Origin of the sequence: Rhodococcus sp. BP22, from assembly GCF_014281965.1 — a bacterium.
Lineage (GTDB): Bacteria > Actinomycetota > Actinomycetes > Mycobacteriales > Mycobacteriaceae > Rhodococcoides.
Genome location: NZ_JACFTB010000008.1, coordinates 20,208 through 46,319 on the forward strand (window position 1 = coordinate 20,208; position 26,112 = coordinate 46,319).

General features: G+C 63.2%; 27 protein-coding genes. 11 read left to right on the top strand and 16 right to left on the bottom strand.

Annotated elements, in window-relative coordinates:
* Positions 1–30 precede the first annotated feature (30 nt).
* Positions 31–447: a DUF3151 domain-containing protein gene (locus H2510_RS17335; RefSeq protein WP_186629557.1), complete on the bottom strand. Its 417-nt coding sequence runs from the start codon at positions 445–447 to the stop codon at positions 31–33.
* A 101-nt stretch (positions 448–548) separates the two neighbouring features.
* Between H2510_RS17335 and H2510_RS17340 the strand changes: the two genes are divergently transcribed.
* Positions 549–1,340 carry a hypothetical protein gene (locus H2510_RS17340; protein ID WP_186629558.1) on the top strand — a complete coding sequence of 264 codons (792 nt, stop codon included), beginning with the start codon at positions 549–551 and terminating at the stop codon, positions 1,338–1,340.
* 121 nt (positions 1,341–1,461) lie between these two features.
* Here the strand turns inward: H2510_RS17340 and fbaA are convergent, their stop codons facing one another.
* Positions 1,462–2,502 (bottom strand): class II fructose-bisphosphate aldolase, encoded by a 1,041-nt coding sequence (fbaA, locus tag H2510_RS17345; RefSeq protein WP_084345862.1) that lies wholly within the window; start codon positions 2,500–2,502, stop codon positions 1,462–1,464.
* 185 nt (positions 2,503–2,687) lie between these two features.
* On the opposite strand from fbaA, the gene H2510_RS17350 reads away from it, so the two are divergent.
* Positions 2,688–3,416 carry a VTT domain-containing protein gene (locus H2510_RS17350; RefSeq protein WP_186629559.1) on the top strand — a complete coding sequence of 243 codons (729 nt, stop codon included), beginning with the start codon at positions 2,688–2,690 and terminating at the stop codon, positions 3,414–3,416.
* Positions 3,417–3,431: 15 nt separating this feature from the next.
* Positions 3,432–4,127, top strand: coding sequence for a DedA family protein (locus H2510_RS17355; protein WP_186629560.1), 696 nt, complete (start codon positions 3,432–3,434; stop codon positions 4,125–4,127).
* Between the two features lie 7 nt (positions 4,128–4,134).
* On the opposite strand, the gene H2510_RS17360 is transcribed toward H2510_RS17355, so the two are convergent.
* The 4 genes from H2510_RS17360 to H2510_RS17375 all read right to left on the bottom strand — a co-directional run bounded on the left by H2510_RS17360 (position 4,135) and on the right by H2510_RS17375 (position 7,484).
* A complete protein-coding gene (locus H2510_RS17360) occupies positions 4,135–5,247 on the bottom strand; it encodes a glycoside hydrolase family 76 protein (protein WP_186629561.1) in 1,113 nt (370 codons plus the stop codon).
* Between the two features lie 43 nt (positions 5,248–5,290).
* Positions 5,291–5,965, bottom strand: a complete 675-nt coding sequence (locus H2510_RS17365) for an RNA methyltransferase (protein WP_186629712.1) — start codon at positions 5,963–5,965, stop codon at positions 5,291–5,293.
* A 5-nt stretch (positions 5,966–5,970) separates the two neighbouring features.
* Positions 5,971–6,573, bottom strand: coding sequence for a DUF6636 domain-containing protein (locus H2510_RS17370; protein ID WP_186629562.1), 603 nt, complete (start codon positions 6,571–6,573; stop codon positions 5,971–5,973).
* 83 nt (positions 6,574–6,656) lie between these two features.
* Positions 6,657–7,484, bottom strand: a complete 828-nt coding sequence (locus H2510_RS17375; protein WP_186629563.1) for an SDR family oxidoreductase — start codon at positions 7,482–7,484, stop codon at positions 6,657–6,659.
* A 48-nt stretch (positions 7,485–7,532) separates the two neighbouring features.
* Between H2510_RS17375 and H2510_RS17380 the strand changes: the two genes are divergently transcribed.
* On the top strand, positions 7,533–7,985 hold the full coding sequence (locus H2510_RS17380; protein WP_186629564.1) for a hypothetical protein: 453 nt from the start codon (positions 7,533–7,535) through the stop codon (positions 7,983–7,985).
* Here the strand turns inward: H2510_RS17380 and H2510_RS17385 are convergent.
* Positions 7,950–8,621 (bottom strand): lysoplasmalogenase family protein, encoded by a 672-nt coding sequence (locus tag H2510_RS17385; RefSeq protein ID WP_186629565.1) that lies wholly within the window; start codon positions 8,619–8,621, stop codon positions 7,950–7,952. The two genes, H2510_RS17380 and H2510_RS17385, sit on opposite strands and share 36 nt — an antisense overlap.
* Positions 8,622–8,748: 127 nt before the next feature.
* Between H2510_RS17385 and H2510_RS17390 the strand changes: the two genes are divergently transcribed.
* From H2510_RS17390 to H2510_RS17400, 3 genes are all read left to right on the top strand, one after another.
* Positions 8,749–9,348: a hypothetical protein gene (locus H2510_RS17390; RefSeq protein WP_186629566.1), complete on the top strand. Its 600-nt coding sequence runs from the start codon at positions 8,749–8,751 to the stop codon at positions 9,346–9,348.
* Positions 9,349–9,623: 275 nt separating this feature from the next.
* On the top strand, positions 9,624–11,417 hold the full coding sequence (locus H2510_RS17395) for a hypothetical protein (RefSeq protein ID WP_186629567.1): 1,794 nt from the start codon (positions 9,624–9,626) through the stop codon (positions 11,415–11,417).
* Positions 11,418–11,484: 67 nt separating this feature from the next.
* Complete coding sequence (locus H2510_RS17400; protein ID WP_315901411.1) at positions 11,485–12,006, top strand: class F sortase; 522 nt, start codon at positions 11,485–11,487, stop codon at positions 12,004–12,006.
* A 28-nt stretch (positions 12,007–12,034) separates the two neighbouring features.
* On the opposite strand, the gene pyrE is transcribed toward H2510_RS17400, so the two are convergent.
* From pyrE to H2510_RS17440, 8 genes are all read right to left on the bottom strand, one after another.
* On the bottom strand, positions 12,035–12,583 hold the full coding sequence (gene pyrE / locus H2510_RS17405; protein ID WP_186629569.1) for an orotate phosphoribosyltransferase: 549 nt from the start codon (positions 12,581–12,583) through the stop codon (positions 12,035–12,037).
* Between the two features lie 64 nt (positions 12,584–12,647).
* Positions 12,648–13,223, bottom strand: a complete 576-nt coding sequence (locus H2510_RS17410) for a LemA family protein (RefSeq protein WP_186629570.1) — start codon at positions 13,221–13,223, stop codon at positions 12,648–12,650.
* Positions 13,224–13,284: 61 nt separating this feature from the next.
* Entirely contained in the window at positions 13,285–14,097 is an 813-nt protein-coding gene (locus H2510_RS17415) for an SDR family oxidoreductase (protein ID WP_222438865.1), read from the bottom strand.
* Positions 14,098–14,176: 79 nt separating this feature from the next.
* Entirely contained in the window at positions 14,177–15,004 is an 828-nt protein-coding gene (locus tag H2510_RS17420; RefSeq protein ID WP_186629714.1) for a hypothetical protein, read from the bottom strand.
* A gap of 67 nt (positions 15,005–15,071) precedes the next feature.
* Positions 15,072–16,052, bottom strand: coding sequence for a DUF5666 domain-containing protein (locus H2510_RS17425; protein ID WP_222438866.1), 981 nt, complete (start codon positions 16,050–16,052; stop codon positions 15,072–15,074).
* 76 nt (positions 16,053–16,128) lie between these two features.
* The gene (gene clpB, locus H2510_RS17430) at positions 16,129–18,675 is read right to left on the bottom strand and encodes an ATP-dependent chaperone ClpB (RefSeq protein ID WP_186629571.1); all 2,547 of its coding nucleotides are present in this window, start codon (positions 18,673–18,675) and stop codon (positions 16,129–16,131) included.
* A gap of 97 nt (positions 18,676–18,772) precedes the next feature.
* A complete protein-coding gene (locus H2510_RS17435) occupies positions 18,773–19,396 on the bottom strand; it encodes a response regulator transcription factor (protein WP_186629572.1) in 624 nt (207 codons plus the stop codon).
* Entirely contained in the window at positions 19,393–20,577 is a 1,185-nt protein-coding gene (locus H2510_RS17440) for a sensor histidine kinase (protein ID WP_186629573.1), read from the bottom strand. The genes H2510_RS17435 and H2510_RS17440 overlap by 4 nt, the downstream gene beginning before the upstream one ends.
* A 182-nt stretch (positions 20,578–20,759) precedes the next feature.
* On the opposite strand from H2510_RS17440, the gene H2510_RS17445 reads away from it, so the two are divergent.
* The 3 genes from H2510_RS17445 to H2510_RS17455 all read left to right on the top strand — a co-directional run bounded on the left by H2510_RS17445 (position 20,760) and on the right by H2510_RS17455 (position 23,766).
* Positions 20,760–21,845 carry an FtsX-like permease family protein gene (locus tag H2510_RS17445; RefSeq protein WP_186629574.1) on the top strand — a complete coding sequence of 362 codons (1,086 nt, stop codon included), beginning with the start codon at positions 20,760–20,762 and terminating at the stop codon, positions 21,843–21,845.
* Positions 21,842–22,528: an ABC transporter ATP-binding protein gene (locus H2510_RS17450; protein ID WP_186629575.1), complete on the top strand. Its 687-nt coding sequence runs from the start codon at positions 21,842–21,844 to the stop codon at positions 22,526–22,528. The genes H2510_RS17445 and H2510_RS17450 overlap by 4 nt, the downstream gene beginning before the upstream one ends.
* Positions 22,529–22,602: 74 nt before the next feature.
* Positions 22,603–23,766, top strand: coding sequence for an FAD-binding oxidoreductase (locus H2510_RS17455; RefSeq protein WP_186629576.1), 1,164 nt, complete (start codon positions 22,603–22,605; stop codon positions 23,764–23,766).
* Between the two features lie 277 nt (positions 23,767–24,043).
* Here the strand turns inward: H2510_RS17455 and H2510_RS17460 are convergent, their stop codons facing one another.
* Positions 24,044–25,072, bottom strand: coding sequence for an LLM class F420-dependent oxidoreductase (locus H2510_RS17460; RefSeq protein WP_186629577.1), 1,029 nt, complete (start codon positions 25,070–25,072; stop codon positions 24,044–24,046).
* 67 nt (positions 25,073–25,139) lie between these two features.
* Between H2510_RS17460 and H2510_RS17465 the strand changes: the two genes are divergently transcribed.
* Positions 25,140–26,102, top strand: coding sequence for a Zn-ribbon domain-containing OB-fold protein (locus tag H2510_RS17465; protein WP_186629578.1), 963 nt, complete (start codon positions 25,140–25,142; stop codon positions 26,100–26,102).
* Positions 26,103–26,112 lie beyond the last annotated feature (10 nt).

Genomic DNA, 26,112 nt, shown 5'->3' on the forward strand with positions numbered 1-26,112 from the left:
TTGCCGCGCCGTGCAGTCGGGCGGAACCGATCAGCCGAGGCCGAGCGCTTCCGCCGCTTTGGGGTCACAGTCTTCGAGTAGGTCGAGGCAGCGGGCGTACTCGTCGTTCTCGCCGATATCGCGCGCAGCCTTTGCAAGAACGGCGACGCATCGGAGGAATCCTCGGTTCGGCTCATGGTTGTACGGGACCGGCCCGAACCCCTTCCATCCGTTGCGACGCAGCTGATCGAGTCCGCGGTGGTAACCGGTACGCGCATAAGCGTAAGCGGTGATCGTCTGTCCAGCGGTCAACGCGGCTTCCGCCAAATATGCCCAGGCAATCGAGGCCGTCGGATTGTCGGCAGCCACCTTCGCTGGGTCCTCGTGATTCAGAAGAGCCGACTCTGCCTCTTCGTCTCCAGGCAAGAGCGTCGGCTGCGGTCCAAGCAGGTCACCGAAAGAAGTCATGGACCCTATTGTGCCCCGACACTCCGCGCGCGTGCGTCCACCCACCCTTCCGCTCGCTAGGCTCGTCTGCGTCGCACAGTCCGGTCAGTTGGGAGAACAGGGTGTCGGATCCGCAGGACAAGTCGAGCGAGGTGGGCGAAGAGCCCGCCACCGAGGCGATTCGAAAACAAGAACCACCGGCCGCGAAGCAGCCGCCGACACAGAAGACCCCGCCTCCTGAAGCTCCCGATCCGGCCGAAGCGGAAACCACCGCTCTTGCCAAGGTGCAGCCGGCCACCGAGCAGCCCCACCCGGCGCCGTCGACCGTGAAGCCCGCCGGCGCCACGCCAGCTGCCCGACCGCCGGCTGCACCGCGACGCATCCCCGCGCGTGGTGAGCTCTCGCAGCCGCAGGTACGGCCACAGCGCATCGAACCGACGCCGAGCACTCCGTCCAGGAAGTCCGGCAGCAGAAAATGGATCGCCGCACTCGTGGGCGCTTCGGTCTTGATCGTCGCTATCGGTGTCGCGGGCTTCGCCTACGTCTCGCGCGACGACGAGGGCAGTTCGGTCGATGCGCAGATCAGAACGTCGATCCAATCGTTCACACAAGCATTGAGCACCGGAGATCTGGTGACTCTCCGAAGCGCCTCGTGCGGCGAACTTGCCACCTTTTACCGCGATATCCCGGACGCCGATTTCGCCGACGTCCACCGCATTGCCGTCGAGCAGGGCAATGTTCCGGTCGTGGAAAGCATCGACGCCGTTCAGGTGACCGGTGACACCGCGATTGCGCAGGTCCTTGCGCATACCGCGGCCAATCCCGCCGACACCTCACCCCGCACCTTCGACCTGCGCCGTGACGGCGACGTGTGGAAAGTATGTAGCCCGAGTAGCCCCGCGCCCCCGGAGTAACTCTCTGATCAGGCCCAGCACTCGTCAGGCCCAGCACTCGTCAGGCCCAGCACTCGTCAGGCCCAGCACTCGGCCCCGCAACGAAAGCTCGTTGCGGGGCCGAGTCGGTCGAGAAAGGGTCCTATCCGGCGGACACGCTGCGGCCGGCGGACTTCAGGTCGTTGCACGCCTCGATGACGCGAGCGGTCATCCCTGCTTCGGCCTTCTTCAGGTAACTGCGGGGGTCGTAGGCCTTCTTGTTGCCGACCTCGCCGTCGACCTTCAGGACGCCGTCGTAGTTGCTGAAGAAGTGTCCGGCGATCGGCCGACTGAATGCGTACTGGGTATCGGTGTCGACGTTCATCTTGACGACGCCGTAACCGAGCGCCTCTTCGATCTCGCTCTTCGCCGAACCCGATCCACCGTGAAAGACGAAGTCGAACGGCTTGGAACCCTCGGCAAGACCAAGGTGCTCCGACGCGACCTTCTGGCCGTCGGCGAGCACCGAAGGCTTCAGCTTGACGTTGCCCGGCTTGTAGACGCCGTGCACGTTGCCGAACGTTGCCGCGAGCAGGTAGCGCGATCCCGCGTCGCCGGCCCCGAGAGCTTCGACGGTCTTGAGGAAATCCTCGTTCGAGGTGTAGAGCTTGTCGTTGATCTCGGCCTCGACACCGTCTTCTTCGCCACCGACGACGCCGATTTCGATCTCGAGGATGATGCGTGCTGCCGCTGAAAGGGCAAGCAGCTCCTTGGCGATCTCGAGGTTCTCATCGATTGCGATCGCAGAACCGTCCCACATGTGTGACTGGAAGAGCGGGTTCTTGCCTGCGTCGACGCGCTCCTGGGACAGGGCGATCAGCGGACGCACGTAGGTGTCGAGCTTGTCCTTCGGGCAGTGATCGGTGTGCAGCGCGATGGTGACGTCGTATCGCGCGGCGATCACATGAGCGAACTCGGCGAGGGCTGCTGCGCCGGTGACCATGTCTTTGATCCCGAGGCCCGACGCGAACTCGGCGCCGCCCGTGGAGAACTGAATGATGCCGTCGCTACCTGCGTCGGCGAAGCCTTTGATGGCGGCATTGACGGACTCGGAACCTACGCAGTTGATAGCCGGAAATGCGAATTGGTGTTCCTTCGCCCGGCCAAGCATCTCGGCGTAGACCTCGGGAGTTGCGATCGGCACGGCGGATTCCTCCATGTAAAGAGTCGATCGGCGAGCGCTCACGCGTAGCGGCGCGCGCCGTGTGTCCTCTGCAGTATGGCAACCCTCCGACGCTGTGTCGCCCGGGACCCACCGCAGGGGCTCTGAAATCGAGGTCGAAACCTGTTGTTCAGGTTCTCCCAGGTTCGGCCGGTAGTGTGAGCGCCGTGAGTTTGAATGCCGCCTCGGAATCCGTGACGACCAACCTGGCTTTGCTGCCCGGGTTCCTCGATCCGGTCAACCTGCTCAATTCGTTCGGCGCCTGGGTGTTGGTCGGATTGCTGCTAGTCGTTTTCATCGAATCGGGGTTGCTGTTTCCCCTGCTACCCGGTGATTCGCTGCTGTTCACAGCAGGGCTGATCGCAGCCTCGAAGTCAACGGACATCGAGCCGTTCGCACCGATTTGGCTCTTGCTGATTCTGATTCCCATCGCCGCGATCCTCGGTGACCAAGTGGGATTCCTCATCGGTTCCAAGGGCGGTACCGCCCTCTTCAAATCGAACGACGCGCGCTTCTTCAAGAAGAAGTACATCGACGAGTCGCATGCCTTCTTCGAAAAACACGGGCCGATCACCATCATCCTTGCGCGCTTCGTTCCGATCGTTCGCACGTTTGCCCCCGTCGTCGCGGGTGCGTCGAAGATGAAGTACTCGCTGTTCCTGACCTACAACGTCGTCGGAGGCATCCTCTGGGGTGCAGGTGTGACGATGCTCGGCTACCTGCTCGGCCAGATCGACTTCATTCGCGAGCACGTCGACATCATCTTCATCGTCATCGTTCTCGTCTCGGTGCTGCCGATCGTCATCGAGGTCGGCAAACGGATGATCAGGGCACGCAAGACTCCGTTGGCCGAAGCGACCGAGTCGATCGAATCGCAGAGGGACGCCACTTCCTGACATGGTGCGTCGCGCATGATCGGCCAGAACAACGGACAAGCGTCCGAGACTATCGCGGCTCTGGGCAGTTTCGGACCGCTCACCACTGCCGGTCCCCTTGTCGTATGGACCATCGTCGTCGCATTCGTGTTCCTCGAATGTGCTGTCATCATCGGCCTGTTCCTTCCCGGTGACTCGATGCTCGTCACGGCAGGCATCGTCATGGCCACGCACTCTTCCGGAGTCGGCCATATCTGGGCGCTGTCGGTGGGCGCGATGATCGCCGCAATCGCGGGAAATCAAGCCGGATATGTCATCGGCCACCGCACCGGCTCCAAACTCGTCGCACGCAAGGACGGCAAGTATCTCAACACGAAAAACCTGCACAAAGTGAACGTTCTGCTGGAGAAGCACGGCTTCTGGGCGGTACTCGTGGCTCGCTGGATTCCATGGGTCCGCACGCTGTGCCCGATGGTCGCAGGCGCAGCAAACATGAACCATCGCAAATACACGATCGCCAGCACCCTGGGCGCCATTATCTGGGCCCCGGTACTGCTGCTCATCGGCTTCTACTTCGGCAGCTTCCTCGAGCAGGTCCCGTGGCTATTACCGGCAGTCTTGATCGCGATGATCGTCGCGCTCGTCTTGGGTACCGCACTCGGCATCTGGCAGTACCGCAAAGAGATGGCCCGACCCACGGAAATCGTCGAGGTGGAAGAGGTTCGCGAGTAGAGCTTCACTAACGGAAGCCGGCCGCGGAGACGACGTGGGCGGCCTCCATCAACATCCACCCACTGAGTTGGACCGATAGATCCCGCTCGGGAATCCTGGACGAGCGAACGGTCCCACCGGTGAACGTGGCGATGGAATGCCCCGACCCGGGCAAGCGCGCCTCCTTGTTCCAGGCGGCACCGAACAGCGGGTGGTCCTCGACCTCGAGTCGGTTCTCCCACGCGGCCTTCGCCGATGCAAGAACGATCGACGCCGCCAGCGAGCGAGCCTGTTCGTCCTCGTCGCACTCACCGGGGAGCGTCGTGGCGACGAAAGCAAGGTTGCGCGCCAAAATGCCGTCGAACAGACCGCCGTCACCGCCGCCCCCGCCCACGATCACCAGATCACGGCACAGGTGCGTCTCGACGGCGGCAACCAGCGCGTGAACGCGTGCGCGATGCCGCGGCGCGTCGAGACGAACTGACAATTCGGTCTCGACCCCGAGCACGACGCCCTGGCAGTAGCTGAACACCGCACGATCGAGCTCGCCGCCCGTGCGAATGCCGTCGAGGATCAAGCCCGTCGCCGGGTCGCGGAGGTGTGCGTCCATCCAGTCAGCCATAGCCTGTGCGCGCCAGAGCCGACCGGTGCGGGCCAGCAGCATCGACGCAGGCCCGTTCGCCGGAGTGTTGTAGAAATCGTCACCCTTACGCCACGGTATTCCGCCGCCCTTCTCCGGCGCCCAGGCGTCGAACAACTCCAATTCGATCGTGTGGATCGCCGACCGATTGTCGACAGCGTGCAACCGCTGCGACCGCTCCAGCGCAAGGCCGAGCCATGCCATGTCGTCGTAATAGTTGTTGGTCCATCCGGTGATGTTCCGAATGCGATGTGCGCGAGCAATTTTGGACAGCTTCCTGCGGTGCTTGACAGTGGGCGCTCGAGTAGCCGCGTCGACAGCACAATCCAGCAAGTGCGCCTGCCACCAGTAATGCCAACGTCCGAACAGTCGTTCACGCCGGACGGGGGGCCACGCCACCACTCCTAGCGCGGTACCGGGCAGTCCCCACAATCGACGCACGTGGCGCGCGTAGACCGCCCCCTCCGCGGCGTCCGCACGCTCCGACCATTGCTCCTGCATGCCCCGATCCTGCCATTACAGGCAAGACGAGTGACACAAGGAGTCAGGTCCACGCCGAGGACAAGTCCGCATGCTGCCGAATCCAGGAATGCATGGCGATACCCGCAGCCACTCCGGCGTTGATACTTCGAGTCGAGCCGAACTGGGCGATGGACACCGTCATCGAGGCGGCGCCGCGGGCTTCCTCCGTCACTCCTGGGCCTTCCTGACCGAACAACAGCACGCAGTCACGCGGCAGAACCGCCGTTTCCAGCGGCACCGACCCCGGCGTGTTGTCCACGGCGACAACGGTCAGCGCGTTCGCTCGGGCAAACTCGAGCAAGTCCGCGACCGTGGCGTGGTGGTGAATGTGTTGATAGCGATCGGTAACCATCGCACCCCGCCGATTCCACCGACGACGACCGACGATGTGAACTGCCTGCGCAGCAAAAGCATTGGCCGTCCGGACCACTGTGCCGATGTTGGCGTCGTTCGTGAAGTTCTCGATCGCGACGTGAAGACTGTGCCGACGAGTGTCGATGTCCGCAACGATCGCCTCGCGCGTCCAGTACCGATAGGCATCGACGACGTTGCGTCGATCTCCATTGTCGAGCAGCTCGGCGTCGTAACGAGCATCGGTCGGCCGCGGTGCTGCGTACTCCTCGATCCACGGACCGACGCCGTTGGGGGCCTCTCCCCACTCCGTCGGGCCGGCTTCGGCTGCGACTCCGGATTCCATGTCGCTCAAAAGGTTTCGTTACTGTCGGCAGCAATGCGAAAACCGTGGCCGGTCTCGTCGTTGTTGCAAGAGATACCGTCGGCGGCAGAGATGCACGTGTAACCGTCGCCGACGATTTGTTGCCCCACCTCGAGCGGCGGATCGACCGTCTCACCACCCGAGGTGTACACCGCGCCACCGGAGCACATGAACTCGGCTGCGCCTTCATTGGTGACGCGAATCCCGTTGCCCCAGCTGATCATGCACGACTCCGGCCGCGGTGGAACCGGAGTTGTCGTGCCCTGACAGCCTGCCTCCGTCCGCGAAGGAAGAGTGACGATCCCGCACTGGAACTGCCCGTCCGGCGAACTGAAATAGTAGGCGCCCTGCAACGGGGCATACGTAGTCTGCGGCATCGGCGGTGGAGCAGGCTCGGTAGTCGTGGAAAGCGGCGCCTCGGTAGTGGTGACGGGAACAGGCGCGACCGTCGTAGTAGTGGTAGCGGCGGGCGCACTCGTCGTACTCGGCGGCGAGGTTGCGGCCACCTCTGCACCGGACTCACTGCCACATGCCGTCAACAGTGCCGACACCGCCAAAACTGCCGCTGCTACAAGACGCTTGTCCACCATGAAATACCCCGACCCCCACTCTCGCTGACCTGTTTCGCAGTGCGACCCTACCGGCGCACCGAGACAAGCGCTGTGGGGTGGGGTCAGGTGTGGCTCAAACGGCGGTTGATCTCACGCGTCAGCCATGCCGGCGAGAATCGTGAGCCGATGGACATCACCTTGGACTGCAACCCCACCGGGAAATGAACCTTGTGCAGTAGGCGCTTCGAAGGCTGGGTGGCGTCGAAGATCGCTTCGGAGACGTCGTCGGCCGTCAGCTTGATACCGAGCGAGTTGGTGGTGCCCGTGGACACACCCTGGGTCATCGCGGTCTGCACGAACAGCGGCCACATCGCTTTCACCGAGATGTCGTACTCCGCCCATTCGAGGTCCAGGGCCTCGGTGATTCCGCGAACCGCGAACTTCGTCGCGCCGTAGGTGGCAAGTTCGGGTTGGCCGTAGATCGCTGATGCGGAACAGAGGTTGATGACCTGCGCACCGGGGGTGGCCTTCAGATACGGGAAGGCTGCCAGAGTGCCATATACGACCCCGTTGAAGTTGATGTCGATCTGACGCTTGTGCACGGCGAGGGGAATCTCTTCGAACTTGCCCGCGACGAGGACGCCCGCGTTGTTGACCAGGACGTCGAGTCGCCCGCCGGACTCCGTGTCGAATTCGGTCAGGCGATCTGCCCACTGAACCGGGTCGGTGACGTCGAGAACTCCCGTCACTACACGGCCACCGGCCGCGGCGATCTCCTTGCTCAACGACGCCAATCCGGTCTCGTCGATGTCATAGGCCCCGACGAGGTATCCCGAGCGAGCGAATTTCAATGCGGTGGACCGTCCGATCCCGGCTGCCGCGCCGGTGATGAACACAGTTCGAGTAGGCACAACGACAGGATAGGGGTTACTGAGATTATCGGTAAACATTTGGACAGATTTCAGGACTACTCTTAGTAGATCTTCGAGGAGATTTCGGTGAATCACGAACGAATTCTGCGCTCGGTCGCCTTCGTCGCTGTCGGCTACCTCATTGTGCTGATCATCTGGGCCGGCTTACTGCGAACGCATACACCGCCCGGTACTCTGCCCTACCAAATTGTCGGCCTGGTTGCCGGATTCGGTACGGCGCTCGCGTTGGCCATGATGGTCGCCAACCGCCCCACTGCCGAACAGCGACGACTGGCCAAGAACGGGGTCGAAGGCTGGGCGACGGTCGAGGCGAGTCGCAGGATCGACGAGAGGAAAATGGAACTCGACTTGGCGTTCACAGTTCCCGGTTCGGATTCCTACGTCGGCAGAATCGTCTATTCGATACCCCCGTCGGAGACAGCGCGATTCCAAACCGGTCGAACCTTGCCGATCATGGTCGACCCGTCGGACCACCACCGCGTCCTACTTCTGCCTGGTGAATCCTTCGACGAGAAGTAGCTGAGCGGCCGAATACGTCGCCAGAATCGCACCTTCGACAACCCGCCGAGACATCTCGCTCGAAAGATAGAGCCGTCGGTACACGATCAACGCGTCGGAGACGGTGAACAGGATTCCGCCCAGCGCCTGCCAGGAACGCGGATCGGAATTCGGCACCACGACACCCGCAAATACATCAGCTCCTGGTGCGGACGCTGGATCTGCAGCCAACGTCGACATCGCCGCCAGAGTCACGCCGTACCCGGCCAACCCCGGAGCCACCTCCGGTGACTTTCTCGCCAACTGTGACGACGCCACCGCCCACCCGAAAAAGCGCGGTACGGCAGCGGTAAGGGTCGGTCGACCGCCTGCCGAAGCGAGAAGGGCGCAATAGCAACCCTGCATGACGGCGAACGCCCCGGCTCCGCGCAGAATCTTCGAATCGTCATCCGGGTCCAGCAGCAGAACGTCCCCGACGGTGGCGGCCGTGAGCGCTACCCCGAGGACCGGCGAGAAGCGTCGCATCCCGAGCGCGAGCGCAGGAACGATGAGGGGCTTGGCCACCCGGTGCACCGTCTCGTTCCCGGTGACCGCACCGAAAACCGTCGCGACGGCAGCCGAACCGAATGCAACACGTGAGAACGTCGATCGCTTCATCGGATTTGTTTCCTCCATCGTCGGTCGAGCTGAGCAGATATGTGATGCTGACCTTGAATGCTTGATCGCAGGCCCCAAGGTTGTCATGGTGATAGTTGGACACGCGAGAGAACACTTGGGGATGACGATGCGCCGAAAGCATTCAGAGCACGCCGGGACGCCCCGGTCATCTCATCTTGCCGAGCGAAACCCACTGGTTCGCCGCTCGGACCGCATTCAGTCCACCATCAAGACCACCGTCCTCACCCTGATGATCCTGATGCTGCCGGTAGCTGCGTGGATCGGCATGTCCACCCTCGCCGTCGGGCAAAGTCGGGTCGCAGCACAGGAGAGCAGTGTCCGCCAGGTCACTGCCACTACCACGACCGTCGCCGATATCGCACCCGTCCTGCAGAGCGAAGTCGGATCGGTTACCAGCGCTACCGTCGACGCGACGTGGAGCTATGACGGGCTCGACCATCAGGGACAGGTCTCCCTGCCTCCGGGCAGCCCCGCCGGCACCCAGCTCCCGATATGGGTCGACCGAGACGGCGACCAGACCGCACCTCCGGCAACCGGGGCCGATGCCGTCGTCACTGCACTGTTCACCGGATTCGGCAGCCTCATCGCCGCCGCATCCATTTTCGTCGGCACCTATTTTGCGGTCCGCTTTCGTCTCGACACTCAAAGGCACGCCGATTGGGACCGCGAGATCGCTGCGTTTCTGGGAGAGAACAACCCGTCCTGATCCAGCGGTAGTGGCGCGTCGACGACTCCCCCACCGCATGTACAAGGTACGGGAAATCACAGTCGACTATCGACGCAGCTCAGCCACCTAAACCACTTCAGTCACAGGCGTCCCACACGTAACACTTCGATAACCAAACCCGAAGTAAAGCTTTGAAGACCGTCAGGTCCGTTACGGTCTTGGAACGCTCGTATGCATGTCTCACTAACCTGAATTCCGTGTCGGGGCGGAAATACAGCGGCTCAGACCGCTACCGACTGAAGGGCTCCACATATATGTCGCACAAATCGATCTCTCGGTCTCGGCGTGCCCGCATTGCCGCGGCCGGCGCGGTAGTCGCAATGTCGTTGACGGTCGCCGCACCCGGCATCGCCTACGCAGAAGATCCGACTACGCCTCCCAGCGTCAGCGAAGAGACGACACCGACCGACGAAACGGCCCCGGATACCGGCGAGAGCGCATCCGAGAGCGTGGTGCCCAACGCCGCCGTTCCCGCAGCCAACCAGGGTGACGCCGCCGAGGTCGGACCTATCGTTCCTCTCGAGGCACCGTCCGCCGAGCGCCCACTGCCTCAGGTCACGGCCGGCGTAGTCATCAACGACGACGGCACCGCGACCATCGACGTCACCGTCGTCCCGCAGCTCTCCGAAGCGGAGAAGAAGGCGCTCGCCGACGCCGAGATCGCCAGCAAGGCCGCCGCGGAAGCCTCAGTCGCCGCCCAGACTCGCTACGACGCAGCCGTCGCCGCAGCAGCAGCCTCTAACACCGCCGCAGCCAAAGCCGAGCTCGATGCCGCAGGCGCCGCACTGAGCGCGACCGACGCGACGAAGGCAGCGGAAGCGGCCAACATTGCCAGCATCGCCGCCTCCGCCGCAGCCACCGCGGCCAAGAACGACAAAGCAACGTTGGATGCCAAGGTTACCGAGACGAAGAATGCCGCTGATAAAGCGAAGACAGAAGCCGCGGCCGCCGAGAAGAAGGCAATCGAACTAGAGGCCACCGCAGCGGCAGCGGGTGACCCCGACGCCGTCGCAGCCGCCGCCGAAGCACGGGCAGAGGCCGACGCGAAAGCAGAAATCGCGTTGACTGCACAAGCCGACTTCGACAAGTCGACGACGGAACTGCGCGAGTCCGTCGCCGCCGTCGAAGAAGCGTTCAAGAAGTTCAACCTCGCGAAGGTCACCGCAGCCGTCCGCGCAGCAGTGGCTACTGCGGCCCGCTCGGCGTCATTGGCCGTCGAGGCCAGAGCAACTGCAGAAGCGTCTGCAGCTGCAGACGCCAGAGCAACAGAACTCGAAGCAGACGCAGCGGCGAGCACTGAGGAGGCCACTGCCGCGACCAAGGCCGCCGAGGAAGCACGGGCTGCCGCAACCAAGGCAGCTGCAGATCTGAAGACAGCGGAGGCCGCCGCAACCGCTGCAGCCGAAGCTGCCGCGACCGCCGGTGACAACGTCGCCGATCTGGAAGCAAAGGCGGCCGCAGCAGCCGCTGCGCTCACCAAGGCAGAGGCTGACGCCACCGCCGCGAACGAGAAATCCGAAGCACTCGCAGCTGCCGCAGCTACCGCTGTCGCCGACGCAAAGACGAAGGCCGAGGCCGTGACCGCAGCGAAGGCCGCTGCTGCTACTGCGAAGACCGCCGCCGAGACCGCGGCCAAGGCCGAAGCTGACCTGAAGAAGAAGGCCGCTGACCTTGCCGCCAGTGGCCCGAAGCTCAGTTTGACCATCAACCTGGGTGGAACCGCTCACGACGAGGTCGACAGCACCAAGATCGACGAGACCACCGTGGTCGTCGACGAGACCGGCATCGAACTCATCGGTGTCTTCAACGAAGACGGTTCCTTCACCGTCGCCGACTACTTCACCACGAACGACCAGGGCGTCATGACGGTTGCCGGCGAACTGCCTGCCGTCGATCTGGCGCTGGGTGATTCAGCCGATTCAGCATCGAGCGGTTCTTCCGACTCCAGCCCTCTGCCGGCGATCCTTGCCGGTGTCGGAGTCGTCGCCGTGGCCGCAGTCGGTGGCGGACTGTACCTGCGTCGCCGCAACGGTGCCGATGCTTCGTAGATCCATCTGGGTTACCACTGCGGCACTGCTTATCGCTGTATCCGGTTGCGCAAGTGACGGTTCCGACGTGAGCAGTCCCAGCAGGGAGTCGGTGGAGGCGCAGATTTCGGCGCCTTCACCGACTGCCGCGGTCGTCGATCCGGCCCAACCCGACGCCATCGAACTACGCTCTTCCGACGGCGTCACCTACATGAGCAGCCCGGTCAATCCCGACGGACTCTTCCGCGGAGGAGACAGTGGGCAGGTACTGAATCCTGTCGACGAGCGACCTGCATGGTGGGCCGAGAGCGGGCTACCGGGAACCGATGCCCAACAGACCGTAGTGGTTGTGGGCCACAACTATTCGAAGAAGGACGCACCGTTCAAGGCACTCGGCGTCGCACAGCCGGGCGACCGAGTCGTCCTCGATACCCCCAACGGGGTTCTCGAATACGCAGTCGAAAGCGTCGGCCCGCTGCCGAAGGGTTCGCTACTGGGCGACAACGACCTTCGCCGCTCTGTGCCGGGAAGGTTGATCCTCGCCAACTGCGACGTGCGCGGCGGCGAACCGACGAACGACAACTTCATCGTGGTCGCTCAGCTGTTGTAGTCCGACCGGGGCCTACAAACTAGGGCGTCTACAAACCTAGGTCAGCCAAGCCCAGCAGCGAGCGGTATTCGAGCCCCTCGGCGGCAATGACGTCGTCGGCACCAGTTGCCCTGTCCACCACGGTGGCAACTCCGACGACCGTCGCACCCGCATCCCGCAGCGCTGCGACGGCAGTCAACGGCGAATTGCCGGTGGTTGTGGTGTCTTCCACAACCAACACGCGCTTACCGACGATGTCGGGACCTTCGATCTGGCGCTGCATTCCGTGCGCCTTCGCTGCTTTCCGCACGACGAACGCGTCGATCGGGCGACCAGATGCGTGCATGACTGCGAACGCAACGGGGTCGGCACCCATGGTCAACCCGCCGACCGAGTCGAAGTCCCAGTCCGCGACGAGTTCGCGCATCAACGAACCGATCAGCGCGCTCGCTCGGTGGTGGAGCGTCGCACGGCGTAGGTCGACGTAGTAATCGGCCTCTTTCCCCGAGGACAACGTCACCTTGCCGTGGACGATGGCAAGTTCACGTACGAGCCCGGCCAATTCGGCCCGCTCGGCATTGTCGGCGCTGATGGCCATGGAGAAATCCCTTCGGTCGTCTCCGAAGAATCTACCGACTCCGCGCCCGTCGACCGACAGAGGATCAGGCAAGCTGCGCGGGCAAGTCCTCCGGTTGTTCGCCGGCCGACGCGGCATGCTCGACGAACGGTTCTGGATCCGGCACCTTCAACGCCTTCGCTATCAACTTCGATGGAAACGTCGTACGCGCCAGCGAGAGTCGATATGCATTGTCGTTGTACACCCGCACTGCGCCTGCGATCCGCTTCTCGGTCGTCTCCAGATCGCCGGCGGGACCTTGGAAGGCCCACTTGGCCTTGAGCGTGGGATGCATGTCCGATTCCGCGAGCACCGAGTGCACTGCGGCAGACAACGCGTTCTCCGCGGCCGCCTGTGCGTTGAGACCCAGTTCGCGCTCACGGACTGCCTTGGACCACGACCGAGCACCGACCAGGGCACGGACAGTTTTCGGATCGAGGTCCGAGGACTCGACGGCAGCGATGAACGGCTCCAGCTGCACGTGACGGCGATCGAGTTCGACGGTCACGAGATGTCGGCTCGCAGCGGTACGAGACGAATAGCGTCGGATTCGCCGTTCGATGCTCGCCGTGTAGGCGAGGAGAACGAGTACGAGGATCGCAAGAACCACGAAAACAGTCACGAGGTATGAATTTATCGGTGTTCGGCCCGACACGCCCGCAGGCTCGCCCGCGTCGCGCGAATTAGGTCCGTCCGCGTCCTCGCCCGACAAGATTGGTCAGCTTCCGGACGGCGCTTTTGGGCACCTTGCTGCCGACGGCTGTCAGAACTTTGTACTGTGCGCCAGGAATGCTGATGACCTTGCCCTTGTCCAGATCCTTCATCGAGGACTGCACGACCTGCTCGACGTTCAACCACATGAAGCTCGGGATCGAGTACATTTCGATACCCGCCCGCTGATGGAACTCGGTCTTGATGAAGCCAGGGCACAGGGCTTGGATCTGAACGCCGGTGCCGGCGAGACCACCGGACAATCCTTCGGAGAACGAGATGACGTATGCCTTCGACGCCGAGTAGGTGGAGCCTCGTCCGGCCAACAAGCCGGCCACACTCGCAACGTTGATCACTGTGCCCTTGGCCGCGGCGACCATCGACGGGAGCGCTGCCCGGGTGAAGTGCATGACGGCGGTGACATTGACATCCAACTGCGACTGCAACAGGTCCGGGTCCGCGGTCCAGAATTCGCCCGACGTACCGAAGCCCGCGTTGTTGACCAGATACTCGACGCCCAGTTCCAAACGCGCGATCACGGTCTCGCGTCCGGCGGAGGTGGCCAGATCCGCGGCAATGATCTCCGAGTTCGCACCGAATCCGACGCGAAGATCATCGGCGAGGGCTCGCAGCTTCAACTCGTTGCGAGCGACGAGCACGAGGTCGTAGCCGCGCGATGCCAGATGGCGCGCGAATTCACCACCGAGACCCGAAGTGGGACCGGTGACGAGCGCGACGGGGCGCGAAGCGGGTGCGGACACAGGTTCGATCGACTCAGCGGTCATAGACGTGAAGGCTATCTGCTCGAAGACACTTGATGGCGTCTTGAAAGAACCCGGCGTCGTTCCGATCGATCATTGGTCCTCAGGACTCGCGTCGACGCCGTTCTGCGTCGCGATTGATCGGGGTCGGGCCACTCGGGCGTCGCGGTGGGTCCACGGGTGCGGCTACGGGTGGGCGCGGAGCCTGCCGGGCGGCGGGTGCGGGTGCCGGTGCCGGTGCCGGTGCCGGTGGACGGTTCGGCGCGCGCCCGCCCACGTCGACGTCGGGGCGGCGACGCGGCACCTCGGCTCGGGGAGCAGCCGGGCGATTCCGGACGGGTGGCAGCACGTGAAGCAGTCCCGACAGTCTGGCCACAGCGTCGATAGCGGCGTCCCAATCGCGACCCGTGCTGCTCAGCGGCACCGACCCCAGTGCCCATTCGCTTTCGCTCCACAGCAACGACACGTGCGCCGGGACGGACTCGGTGAAGGCCGCCATGCGCTGGTCGCAGACCCGGCGAGCGATTTCGATATCGGTGGCGAACACGACGCGCGGACCGATCGCCCCGAGCAATTCCATGTCCTTCTCACGCGGAGGCGGAGTCGATTTTAGACGAAGATCGATATCGACGTCGGACCCGACGGGACGCTTGACCGCCACGATGGTCGAGGTCTCCTCGACGTCGAACAGCACGAACTTCTCGCCCCTGCGGACGCCTCGTACGACGTCGAGAGCAATCGCATCGTCGAGCTTGGCCAGCGCTGCCCGATGGAAATGCGAGATCAGTTGATCATCCGTCGGGGCGTAGGTATAGCCCTGGGCCTTCGCCCACATCTGTCGAACTCGCCCCAGCTGGTCGCGGCGCGATCGATCGACATAGAGAAGGGCGACCGCACCCGCGAGCGCGATCACTGCTAGTCCGAACCACATAACCGTCATCGGTGATCACCTTATAGCGTGCTGGTTGGGGTGCCTGCGTCGATGGAGCCGGGAGGGTTCAACCACCGAATTTGGGCACTTCGATGATGACCTCGGCCGTGATGGAACCGCCTTCGACAGGTGCGCCGTTGACGACGACCAAGGATCCGACCTTCAGATCGGAGAGGTCGAATCCCGACAGCGAGATGACTTCGGTTTTCGGAGTCGTAGTCACCGTGACCGGAGCGCCGTCGACACCATTGATCGAGATGGTGGTGCCGTCGATCGCGGTGATGGTTCCGACCGCAGCACCGGCCCCACCGAGGATCTCCGGAATCCCACCGGGCACGAGTCCACCTGGCGCTGACGGAACGACGGGCGCGCGAGGCGGTGTACTGGGCAGCGGAGCCGAACTCTGGGGCAGCGTCCTGGTGATTCCGGGCGACGCAGTGACCTCGGAATCGGAGGACCGATTGGTGAGAAAGAGAACCCCCGCGAGTATCACGACGGCAAGGACTGCCAGTGCAAGAAGGGCAACGAGCCACTTGTTGGACGAATCACCGCCGGAACCGCCACCCGAAGACTTGTCTCCCTCGACCGGCGTCTCCCCGGTGTAACCGGGAGGCGGACCATACTGCCCCGGGTTTGCTACGTACTGCTGGTTTGCCGCGTACTGCTGGTTTGCTGCGTACTGCTGGTTGGGGTCGTACGGGGGCATGGCCTGAGTCGGGTTCGGCTGCTGTGGATACGGCTGCCCGTACCCCTGAGATTGTGACTGCGGAAAGCCGAACTGCTGGGTGGGCTGATCCGGGTACGGCTGACCTGTCGGATAAGGCTGTGTACCCGGGTAGGGCTGGCCAGTTGGATAGGGCTCACCCGGTGGATAAGGCTGGGAGTCCGGGTACTGCTGATACTGCTGGCCACCCTGGTTCTGCTGGGGTTGCCAGACCTCGGTGGGCTGATCGTTCTCGGATCCCTCGGGCGGCGGGTTCGCGGTGCCATCTGCCCAGGACCGATCGCTGCCCTGAGGCCGATCACGCGGCTCATCCGGATTCGTCATGTTCACGAGGGTACGTCCGAAGTAGGGCCCACCGGAAAGTATCCGGTGGGCCCTACATCCCTCAGCGGAACGTTCGTCAGCTCAGGATCAGCTGATCCCCGTCGGGAGTGACGTCAACCATGACTGCGTCGCCGTCGTGGACCTTGCCCGCCAGCAGCAGCTTGGCAAGCTGATCGCCGATTGCCTGCTGGATCAGCCTGCGTAGAGGACGCGCTCCGTACAAGGGGTCGTAGCCGCGCGACGCCAACCACATCTTCGCCGCCGAGGAGACCTCGAGCGTCAGCCGTCGAGCAGCAAGACGCTTGGCCAATTGGCCGAGCTGGATGTCGACGATCGACTCGAGCTGTTCCTCGGACAATGCGTCGAACACGACGACGTCGTCGAGGCGGTTGACGAACTCCGGCTTGAAGGCCCGACGGACCGCATCCATGACCTGATCCTTGTCACCGCCTGCCCCGAGGTTCGAGGTGAGGATCAAGATGGTGTTGCGGAAGTCGACGGTGCGGCCCTGGCCGTCGGTCAACCTGCCCTCGTCGAGCACGGCGAGCAGGATGTCGAAGACGTCCGGGTGCGCCTTCTCGACCTCGTCGAACAGTACGACGGTGTACGGACGCCTGCGGACTGCTTCGGTGAGCTGCCCGCCAGCTTCGTACCCGACGTAGCCGGGAGGTGCACCGACCAATCGCGCTACTGCGTGCTTCTCGCTGTACTCGCTCATGTCGATGCGAACCATTGCGCGTTCGTCGTCGAACAGGAAGTCCGCGAGCGCTTTCGCGAGCTCGGTCTTGCCGACGCCGGTCGGACCGAGGAACAGGAACGATCCTGTCGGACGGTTCGGATCGGCGACCCCGGCGCGTGCTCGGCGGACCGCGTCGGACACCGCTTGGACGGCATCCTTCTGGCCGACGACGCGCTTGCCCAGCTCGTCTTCCATGCGCAGCAACTTCGCCGTCTCACCCTCGAGCATCCGGCCTGCGGGAATTCCGGTCCAGACCGCGACGACATCGGCGACGTCGTCCGGGCCGACCTCTTCCTTGAGCATGAGCCCTTCCTGAGCGGGCGTCGACTCGGTCTTGGCTGCGAGCTCCTTCTCGAGAGTCGGGATCCGGCCGTAACGCAGTTCCGCGGCCTTGCCGAGGTCGCCGTCGCGCTCGGCGCGTTCGGATTCACCGCGTAGGTTCTCGAGCTCTTCTTTGAGAACACGCACGGAGTCGATCGCCGTCTTCTCGTTCTGCCAACGGGTGCTCAACTGGTTGAGCTTCTCCTGGGAGTCCGCCAACTCGGCACGCAGCTTCTCGAGCCGAGCTTTCGACGCGTCGTCGGTCTCCTTCTCGAGTGCCATCTCTTCGATCTCGAGCCGACGAACCGACCGCTCCACCTCGTCGATTTCGACGGGCCGCGAGTCGATTTCCATGCGTAGTCTCGACGCGGCCTCGTCGACCAGGTCGATTGCCTTGTCCGGCAGGAACCGTGCGGTGATGTAGCGGTCACTCAGTGTGGCTGCTGCGACGAGAGCCGAGTCGGTGATGCGAACACCGTGGTGCACCTCGTAGCGTTCCTTGAGCCCACGCAGAATTCCGACGGTGTCCTCGACCGAGGGTTCGCCGACGTAGACCTGCTGGAATCGCCGTTCGAGGGCGGCATCCTTCTCGATGTACTTGCGGTACTCCTCGAGTGTCGTGGCTCCGACGAGTCGCAGTTCACCGCGGGCGAGCATCGGCTTGATCATGTTGCCGGCGTCCATTGCCGACTCACCGCTCGCACCTGCGCCGACGATGGTGTGCAGCTCGTCGATGAAGGTGATGATCTGTCCGGCGGAGTTCTTGATGTCGTCGAGTACGGCCTTGAGCCGCTCCTCGAACTCACCACGGAACTTGGCGCCCGCGACCATCGAGCCGAGGTCGAGCGAGACCACGGTCTTGCCTTTCAGGCTTTCCGGCACGTCGCCGGCAATGATCCGCTGCGCAAGTCCCTCCACGATGGCGGTCTTGCCGACACCGGGCTCGCCGATGAGAACGGGATTGTTCTTGGTACGACGCGAGAGGACCTGGACGACGCGCCTGATCTCGGTGTCGCGGCCGATGACCGGATCGAGCTTGCCTTCACGAGCCTGAGCAGTCAGATCGGTGCTGTACTTTTCGAGGGCTTGGTAGGTGCTCTCGGGATCGGCGCTGGTGACGCGGGCACTCCCCCGGACAGCCTGGAATGCGTCGCGTAGCTCGTTGGCGCCTGCACCGAGGCCGGTGAGGAGGTTGGCGACGTCGGAACTACCTGTTGCGAGGCCGACCATCAGATGTTCGGTGGAGACGTACTCGTCGTCCAGTTCGGTCGCCAGCGCCTGTGCTGCGGTGATGGCCGCAAGCGCCTCACGTCCGAGCTGGGGAGTGGTTGTCGACCCTGTCGCGGAGGGCAAGCGGTCGACCAATTTCTGCGCTTCGGTACGCACTGCAATCGGGTCGACACCGACGGCCTTCAACAGGGGCGAGGCGATGCCGTCCGTTTGGTCCAGCAACGCCACCAACAGATGCGACGGGCGAATATCCGGGTTTCCCGCTGCGGACGCGGCTTGCAGAGCTGCGCTGAGCGCGGCCTGCGTTTTCGTTGTGGGGGTGAAGCTGTCCACCGGTCACCTACTTTCTCGACTGAGCGTTTCGTGTGTCGCTGGATGTAACACTACTCAAGTTGAGTCTGTTCCGCTCAAGTTCGCATATGTGACTCTGTCAGCGTCGCATCAGCCCGCGAGAAGTCGCGGCGGCAACCGCCGAGGTCCGTGAATCCACGCCCAACTTGGTGTAAATGTGCGCGAGGTGAGACTTGACGGTGGCTTGGCTCAAGAATAATTTCTGACTGATCTGCAGGTTGGAGAGGCCCTCTGCCACCAACCCCAGTACTTCGATCTCCCGCAGAGTCAGCGCGTTGTCCGGCGTCCTCATCCGGTCCATCAGCCGCGAGGCGATCGAGGGTGCGAGCGCGGACTTGCCCGAAGCCGCGGTGCGAACCGCGGCCGCGAGCTCCTCGGGGGGTGCATCCTTCAGCAGATAGCCTGCTGCCCCGGCCTCGATAGCGGCAAGGATGTCCGCGTCGGTGTCGTAGGTCGTCAGCACCAACACGTGCGGCCCGTCCGGACGAGCACTGATCACCGCGATAGCTTCGGCACCGTTCATTCCGGGACCGAACTGCAGGTCCATCAGCACGACGTCGACATCGAGTTCGGCGGACCGTTCGATCGCTTCCTCGGCGGTCCGCGCCTCGGCGACAACCTGAAAGTCGGGTTCGGTTTCCAATACCGCCCGCAATCCGGCACGCACAACCGGGTGATCATCCGCGAGCAGAAGACGAATCATGCTCGAACCTCCAACGGCAACGTGACCGCGATAGCCGTGCCCTCGCCAGGGGCCGTCTCCACCACCATCGTGCCGTTCAACGAGCGGGCTCGGGCGCGCATCCCCGGTAACCCGAATCCTCGATCCGTGCGAGGAGGAAGCGCATCGGGATCGAAACCCACTCCGTCGTCGACGACATCTAGGGCGACTTCGGTGTCCATGTAGCTCAGCGTCACTGCCACTCGATCGGCATTACTGTGCTGAACGGCGTTGGCGAGTGCAGATTGAGCGATCCGGAGCAATGCGACCTCGTGCGCGATCGGCAACGGAACCGGAGTGCCGGACAGCGTCCAATCGACTACCGGCCCACCAGCATGAAAGGCATTGGCGCACAATCGTTCCAAGGCTGCGGACAACGAACTGTTCTCGAGGTCGGGTGGGGTGAGGGCGCGAACGAAACGCCGCGCTTCCTCCAGATTGCTCACTGCCGTCTCCCGGGCATGAACGACGTGCTCTCTCGCTTCGTCCGGCCGCTCGGGGAGCATTCGTTCTGCCGCGCGCAGCAGTAACTGGATACTCGACAGGCCCTGCGCCAAGGTGTCGTGGATTTCGCGGGCAAGACGCTCGCGCTCTGCGAGGGCCCCTGCCGCATGCTCGGCCGCCGCCAGTTCTCCGCGGGTCGCAGTGAGCTCCTCGATGAGCCTGCGCCGCTGTTCACTCTCTCGGTAAAGAGCGTCGTAGCCGAACACCACCGCAACGGCGACCGTCGCTCCGAGCGCCGGCCCGATGACGACTCCGACAGTGAGGGCACCTTGATGCCAGGAGAAACCGCCGATCGCCGCGATCGTCGTCGCCACAACTGCGGTCAACCCCCACTTGGGGGACAGCAGGTGTAGTTGCAGGAAGTAGAGCGGAAATGCGACGTACACGGCCTCCGGACTCAACACGAGCAACGCGATCCACAGGACACCTACCGCTAACAGCCACTGCGCGGCCGCCGATCGAGAGGTTCGCGCCCTCGGCCACAACGCGCCTGCCGTGTACACCGCGCCGAGAAGCATCGCGATGACGACGATCGCGACCACATCCGGCGCATCGTCCAGAACCGCCCGCACGATCGAAAGCGCAACCAATGCGACGAACATCAGATGCAGGCAGCCGCGCAGTACGCGAACGAGTGGGGTGTTCGAAGATGGATCCATAGATACCCCAGCCTATCGAGGTCGACCTCGCAACTGCATCGTCCGAAAGGTGTAGCGGGCCCTCCCCCTAACGGCCTCACCTATGCAGTCTGCCGGTCGATGCCGAACACGCAGGTTCCGACCAGAGTTGAGGTCAGTCACCGAGACCCGATTCGGTGGCATGCAAGGAGAGGCAAAAAGCCGTGTTCGTCGCCTGGAGAGATCTACTGTTCGCCAAGGGGCGGTTCGCCCTGATGGGCACCGTCATCATCCTGATCACCATGTTGGTCGGCCTGTTGTCCGGGCTCACCGCAGGGCTCGGGAAGGAAAGCACATCCGCCATCACCGGCCTGTCTGCGGACCGGCTGGCGTTTTCCGAGCCTGCCGCGGGTAAGTCGGTGTCGTTCACCGACTCCACTGTTACAGAATCCATGTGGCAACAGTGGTCGAGCGTCGACGGCGTCGACCGAGCCGACCCCCTCGGCATCACCACCACGAAGGCCGAGGCCGGTGAGCACAGTGCTGCAATCTCTGCCTTCGGCGTGCAGCGGGGCTCGGCCCTGGCACCCGAATCGGACCGCATAGTTCCCGGAACTGCCGTGTTGTCGACTTCCGCAGCTGACGAGCTCGACGTGAGCACCGGCGACGACTTCCGCCTCGGTGGACAGCGTCTGACCGTCGCGGCGATCGACGGCGATGCCTCCTACAGCCACACCCCGGTGATCTTCATGGACCTGGCCGCCTGGCAGACCCTGACCGGCGGCTCGTCGACCGGTCCACTTTCGGCCACCGTGATCGGTTTGACCACCAGCGGCGACACTGCCGACCTGGCTGCAGCCGACACGCAGATCGGTACCGACACCGTGACCACGTCCGATGCCAAATCGGCAATCGGTTCCTACACCTCGGAGAATGGTTCGCTCCAGCTGATGCGCGCCTTCATGTTCGCGATCTCGGCGCTGGTCATCGGTGCATTCTTCACCGTGTGGACCATCCAGCGCACCGGCGACGTCGCCGTACTCAAAGCCCTCGGCGCGTCCACCGGCTACCTGTTGCGAGATGCGCTCGGCCAAGCAGTCGTACTACTGGCCGCGGGCACGGCAATCGGAACCGCACTCGCTGCGGGCGTCGGAGCATTGGTCGGCGGGGCAGTCCCGTTCGTACTCGATGTCGGCACGGTGGCACTGCCCGCACTCATCATCATCATCCTCGGCGCGATGGGCGCCGGGCTGTCCATCAACCGCATCACCTCGGTTGACCCCCTCACTGCACTCGGGAGCGCACGATGAGCTTGAACCTGACCGACATCACCCTCACCTACCCCGACGGCGCCGGCCGCCTCACCGCCCTGGACAGCGTCGACCTGACTGTCGAAAAGGGCACGATGACAGCGATCATCGGACCGTCCGGCTCCGGGAAGTCAAGCCTGCTCGCCGTCGCAGCAACCCTGATCACGCCCGACCACGGCCACGTCGTCATCGACGGGGTTTCGACCGACTCACTGTCCCGCGGCGCTTTGACCACTCTGCGCCGCAACAAGGTAGGCATGGTTTTCCAACAACCGAACCTGCTCCCTTCGTTGACCGCTGTCGAGCAGCTTCAGGTCATCGCACACATCAACGGTCACTCTCCGCGGGCGGCGAAAGAAAAGGCGTTGGCGTTGCTCGATTCTGTAGGGCTGAGTAAGGAAGCAGACAAGCGACCGAACCAATTGTCCGGTGGTCAACGTCAGCGGGTCAACATCGTCAGAGCCATGATGAACGACCCCGCGGTGTTGCTCGTCGACGAGCCCACCAGCGCGCTGGACCAAGAACGCGGTGCGGCAATCTTGGACCTCATCACCACCCTGACACACCGCAACGCGACCGCTACAGTGGTCGTCACACACGACCACTCTCATCTATCCGCCATGGACAATGTCGTCGAAATCATCGACGGAGTTCTGCGGACCTCGGTGAAGAGCGGTGCCTGATCGAGGAGAGGTCGACTAACGTCACCTCCGTTCGTCTAGTTTGGTAGACGGGTTACTGGGACGGAGGTTGGTTCATGCAGGACGAGCGAGCTATTGCCCTGATCCGGGCCGGTTTCAAATCGGTGCAGGCCGCCGAGGATGGTCCGGATCGGTTGGCCCGCTCCTTTTTTGCACACCTGTTCGCACAGAATCCGGACTTCCGGACGCTCTTTCCGGTGTCGATGGATCAACTTCGTCGCCATTTCGTTCTTGCGCTGGGCTACATATTCGACAATCTAGACAAGACGGACCGGGTCGAACCGTTTCTGGAGCAACTCGGACGCGATCACCGCAAGCATGCAATCACCGGCGCGCACTTTCGTGCAGGGCAGTCCGCGCTCATTGCAGCCTTCCGTGGTTTCGTAGGTAACGAGGTGTGGACCGAAGAAGTCGAAGCGGCCTGGACCGACACGCTCGATGCAGTGAGCCGCAGCATGGCGGTAGCAGCGGACAACGACGAGTTGCCGCCGTATTGGGGTGCAACCGTCGTCGAGCACCACCGAATACTCGACGATCTGGCGATCATTCGACTGAAGGTCGACGAGCCGATTCCCTACTACCCGGGCCAGTACGTCAGTGTTCGGATTCCACAACGCCCCAATCTGTGGCGATACCTCTCACCGGCGATACCGAGTAATCCGCAGGGGGAGATCGAATTTCACGTTCGCCGCGTCTCGGGAGGATGGGTCAGTCCGGCCATGGTCTCCGAGGTGTCGGTCGGCGACAGGTGGGCGATAAGCCCTCCGCTCGGAGGCATGTCCATCGATCGAAACAGCCCCGAGGACGTGTTGATGATTGCCGGTGGAACCGGGATCGCGCCGCTACGAGCACAGATCATGGACATGGCAATGCGTAGCAACAACCCACGCGTTCACCTGTTCGTCAGCGGCGTATACCCGTGCGATCTGTACGACATCGAAACGCTGTGGCAGATTTCGTTGTCGAATCCATGGTTGACGGTGGTTCCGGTGACCGAGGATTACGAGGACCCATGGTGGCACTCCGGGCCGACGCGTGAATTGCCGCGTGGAATGCACCGCCAGCTTTACGGCCAGATCAGCACTGTCGTAACACAATTCGGCTCATGGGCAGACCGTCAGATCCAAATATCGGGATCTCCCTCGATGGTGCGCACGACGCTATACGCACTGCGCAGGCACGGTACGCCGATGGAGCACGTGCAGCACGATCCGCTCTAGATGTTGCTGCGCCCCTGCGGATCCAGGAGTGTGCGCTTGTACAACTGTCCGTTCGGATCTCTAGGCAACTCGGCTACGTAGTCCACGGACTTCGGCAGCTTGAACTAGGCCAAACGTTCATGCGCGAACGCCAAGATCTCAACTGGAGTCGCCCATTTGCAACCAAGGCGTTCGCCTCGGTGTCATTCGATATGTAGGCAATCCCGGGTCCTGTGAGGTGCCAATCGACGGCGACGATGTCCAACCCGGTCTGCAAGGCCGCGAAATAGAACGCGTTCTACCCCTTGAGCAAGGCCCCGAGTTCATGTACTCGATCTGCAGTATCTGCGGTCACCAGAAGCATCGTGACGCCCGAATCTTCCCACCGCTGAACCTCTTCGCGGACGTAATCGGCATTTCCGATGATCATAGTTTCGGCAACCATCTCGTCGGGCACCATCGCTGCGGCCTCGTCCTTACGGCCGGACTGATAGAGCTTGCCGATTTCGGCGACTTCGTTGTCGTAACCCATTCGGTTGTACACCTGGGCGTGAAAGTTCAATTCCGGCGCGCCCATACCTCCCACGTACAGCGCGATGGTCGGCTTGAGCCGCGCGATGGTGGCAGCTCGATCGTCGGTGAGCACTACCTGGCAAGTGGCAGCAACTTCGAAATCGGCCCGGCTGCGTCGCGCACCCGGGCGTGCGAACCCCTCGTCGAGCCACCCGTTGTACATCGATGCAAGCCGCGGCGAATAGTAGATTGCCAACCAACCGTCGGCGATCTCCGCGGCGAGGGCAACATTTTTGGGTCCTTCCGCACCCAGCCAGATCGGCAGATCCGCGCGCAGCGGATGCGTGATCGGCTTGAGCGGCTTGCCCATTCCCGTTCCGTCCACAGGCAGCGGATAATGAGGCCCAGCACTGTTCACGGGCGCTTCGCGGGCGAGAACCTGCCGCACGATGTCGATGTATTCCCGAGTACGGGCCAGGGGTTTGGCGAACGGTTGTCCGTACCACCCCTCGACAACCTGGGGGCCTGAGACGCCCAGACCCAGGATCGCCCGCCCTCCGCTCAAGTGGTCCAGCGTCAAGGCGTGCATGGCGCAATTCGTCGGTGTCCGAGCAGACAACTGCGCAACCGAAGTACCGAGCTGCACCGATTCCGTCCGTGCACCCCACCACGCCAACGGAGTGAACGCGTCCGACCCCCAGGATTCGGCGGCGAAGATGGCATCGAAGCCGGCTGCCTCGGCAGCGTCCACGAGTTCTCCCGTGCCGGTTGGAGGCTGTGCACCCCAGTATCCGAGCTGCAATCCGAGCTTCATTCGCGAGCCTTCCCGTAGCGCGGCCTTGCCACCATAATGAGAACCTGTTCTACTGAAAAATGTGACTATGGTGAGTACACCACTCAGCGCGCCCTTGAACAACGCCTTCGACTACACCCGCTCTGTCGGGCCGACCATCGGGGCATTTTTGACGGGCCTGCGCCGCAAGCAAATTATCGGCGGAAGAGGAAGCGACGGGCGTGTATACGTACCCCCACCCGAATACGACTCCCTTACAAAAGAACCCGTTACCGACTTCGTCGACGTCGGTTCCACCGGCACCGTAACTTCTTGGTCCTGGGTAGCGACTCCGTTCGACGATCACCCTCTCGATCACCCTTTCGCCTTCGCGCTGATCCAGCTCGACGGCGCCGACACCTCGCTCCTTCATGCCGTCGACGCAGAGTCCTCGGATCGGATGTCCACCGGCATGCGCGTCCAGGCGCGATGGGCGCAGGACCGCACCGGCGACATTCACGACGTCGTGTGCTTCGAACCTGCGGATCGAGCAGAGGAATCCGGACCGGAACCCGAAGGTGAATCCGGGGAACCCGTCGAGATGATCACCACCCCCGTCCGCCTCGAGTACACCCACACTGCCTCGGCCGAGGAAAGCTACTACCTTCGTGGTCTCGCCGAGGGGCGCTTCATCGGGGGTCGGACAGATTCCGAGGGCAAGGTCTACGTCCCTCCGCGTGGCGCGAGCCCGACGGACGGTCGGCCGACGACGGAGAAGGTCGAACTACCCGATCGCGGCATCATGACGACCTACTGCATCGTCAATGTGCCGTTCAAGGGCCAGAAGATCAAGCCCCCGTACATTGCGGCATATGTGCTGCTCGACGGCGCCGACATTCCGTTTCAGCATTTGATTCTCGAATGCGATCCGGCGGAAGTTCGGATGGGAATGCGGGTCGAGGCCAAGTGGAAGCCGCGCGAGGAATGGGGTTACACGCTCGAGAACATCGAGTACTTCCGGCCGACGGGTGAACCCGACGCCGAGTACGACACCTACAAGCACCACCTCTGAGGGGCGAGAG

What these genes read in the sequence shown, in the direction of transcription:
- H2510_RS17440 (WP_186629573.1), bottom strand. Translation starts at nt 20,577, where the DNA reads ATGGATCCATCTTCGAACACCCCACTCGTTCGCGTACTGCGCGGCTGC.
- H2510_RS17365 (WP_186629712.1), bottom strand. Translation starts at nt 5,965, where the DNA reads ATGGAATCCGGAGTCGCAGCCGAAGCCGGCCCGACGGAGTGGGGAGAG.
- H2510_RS17395 (WP_186629567.1), top strand. Translation starts at nt 9,624, where the DNA reads ATGTCGCACAAATCGATCTCTCGGTCTCGGCGTGCCCGCATTGCCGCG.
- H2510_RS17390 (WP_186629566.1), top strand. Translation starts at nt 8,749, where the DNA reads ATGCGCCGAAAGCATTCAGAGCACGCCGGGACGCCCCGGTCATCTCAT.
- H2510_RS17335 (WP_186629557.1), bottom strand. Translation starts at nt 447, where the DNA reads ATGACTTCTTTCGGTGACCTGCTTGGACCGCAGCCGACGCTCTTGCCT.
- H2510_RS17385 (WP_186629565.1), bottom strand. Translation starts at nt 8,621, where the DNA reads ATGAAGCGATCGACGTTCTCACGTGTTGCATTCGGTTCGGCTGCCGTC.
- H2510_RS17420 (WP_186629714.1), bottom strand. Translation starts at nt 15,004, where the DNA reads ATGTGGTTCGGACTAGCAGTGATCGCGCTCGCGGGTGCGGTCGCCCTT.
- H2510_RS17375 (WP_186629563.1), bottom strand. Translation starts at nt 7,484, where the DNA reads ATGTTTACCGATAATCTCAGTAACCCCTATCCTGTCGTTGTGCCTACT.
- H2510_RS17465 (WP_186629578.1), top strand. Translation starts at nt 25,140, where the DNA reads ATGGTGAGTACACCACTCAGCGCGCCCTTGAACAACGCCTTCGACTAC.
- H2510_RS17355 (WP_186629560.1), top strand. Translation starts at nt 3,432, where the DNA reads ATGATCGGCCAGAACAACGGACAAGCGTCCGAGACTATCGCGGCTCTG.
- H2510_RS17415 (WP_222438865.1), bottom strand. Translation starts at nt 14,097, where the DNA reads ATGACCGCTGAGTCGATCGAACCTGTGTCCGCACCCGCTTCGCGCCCC.
- H2510_RS17450 (WP_186629575.1), top strand. Translation starts at nt 21,842, where the DNA reads ATGAGCTTGAACCTGACCGACATCACCCTCACCTACCCCGACGGCGCC.
- H2510_RS17360 (WP_186629561.1), bottom strand. Translation starts at nt 5,247, where the DNA reads ATGCAGGAGCAATGGTCGGAGCGTGCGGACGCCGCGGAGGGGGCGGTC.
- H2510_RS17460 (WP_186629577.1), bottom strand. Translation starts at nt 25,072, where the DNA reads ATGAAGCTCGGATTGCAGCTCGGATACTGGGGTGCACAGCCTCCAACC.
- H2510_RS17435 (WP_186629572.1), bottom strand. Translation starts at nt 19,396, where the DNA reads ATGATTCGTCTTCTGCTCGCGGATGATCACCCGGTTGTGCGTGCCGGA.
- H2510_RS17425 (WP_222438866.1), bottom strand. Translation starts at nt 16,052, where the DNA reads ATGACGAATCCGGATGAGCCGCGTGATCGGCCTCAGGGCAGCGATCGG.
- H2510_RS17370 (WP_186629562.1), bottom strand. Translation starts at nt 6,573, where the DNA reads ATGGTGGACAAGCGTCTTGTAGCAGCGGCAGTTTTGGCGGTGTCGGCA.
- pyrE (WP_186629569.1), bottom strand. Translation starts at nt 12,583, where the DNA reads ATGGCCATCAGCGCCGACAATGCCGAGCGGGCCGAATTGGCCGGGCTC.
- H2510_RS17455 (WP_186629576.1), top strand. Translation starts at nt 22,603, where the DNA reads ATGCAGGACGAGCGAGCTATTGCCCTGATCCGGGCCGGTTTCAAATCG.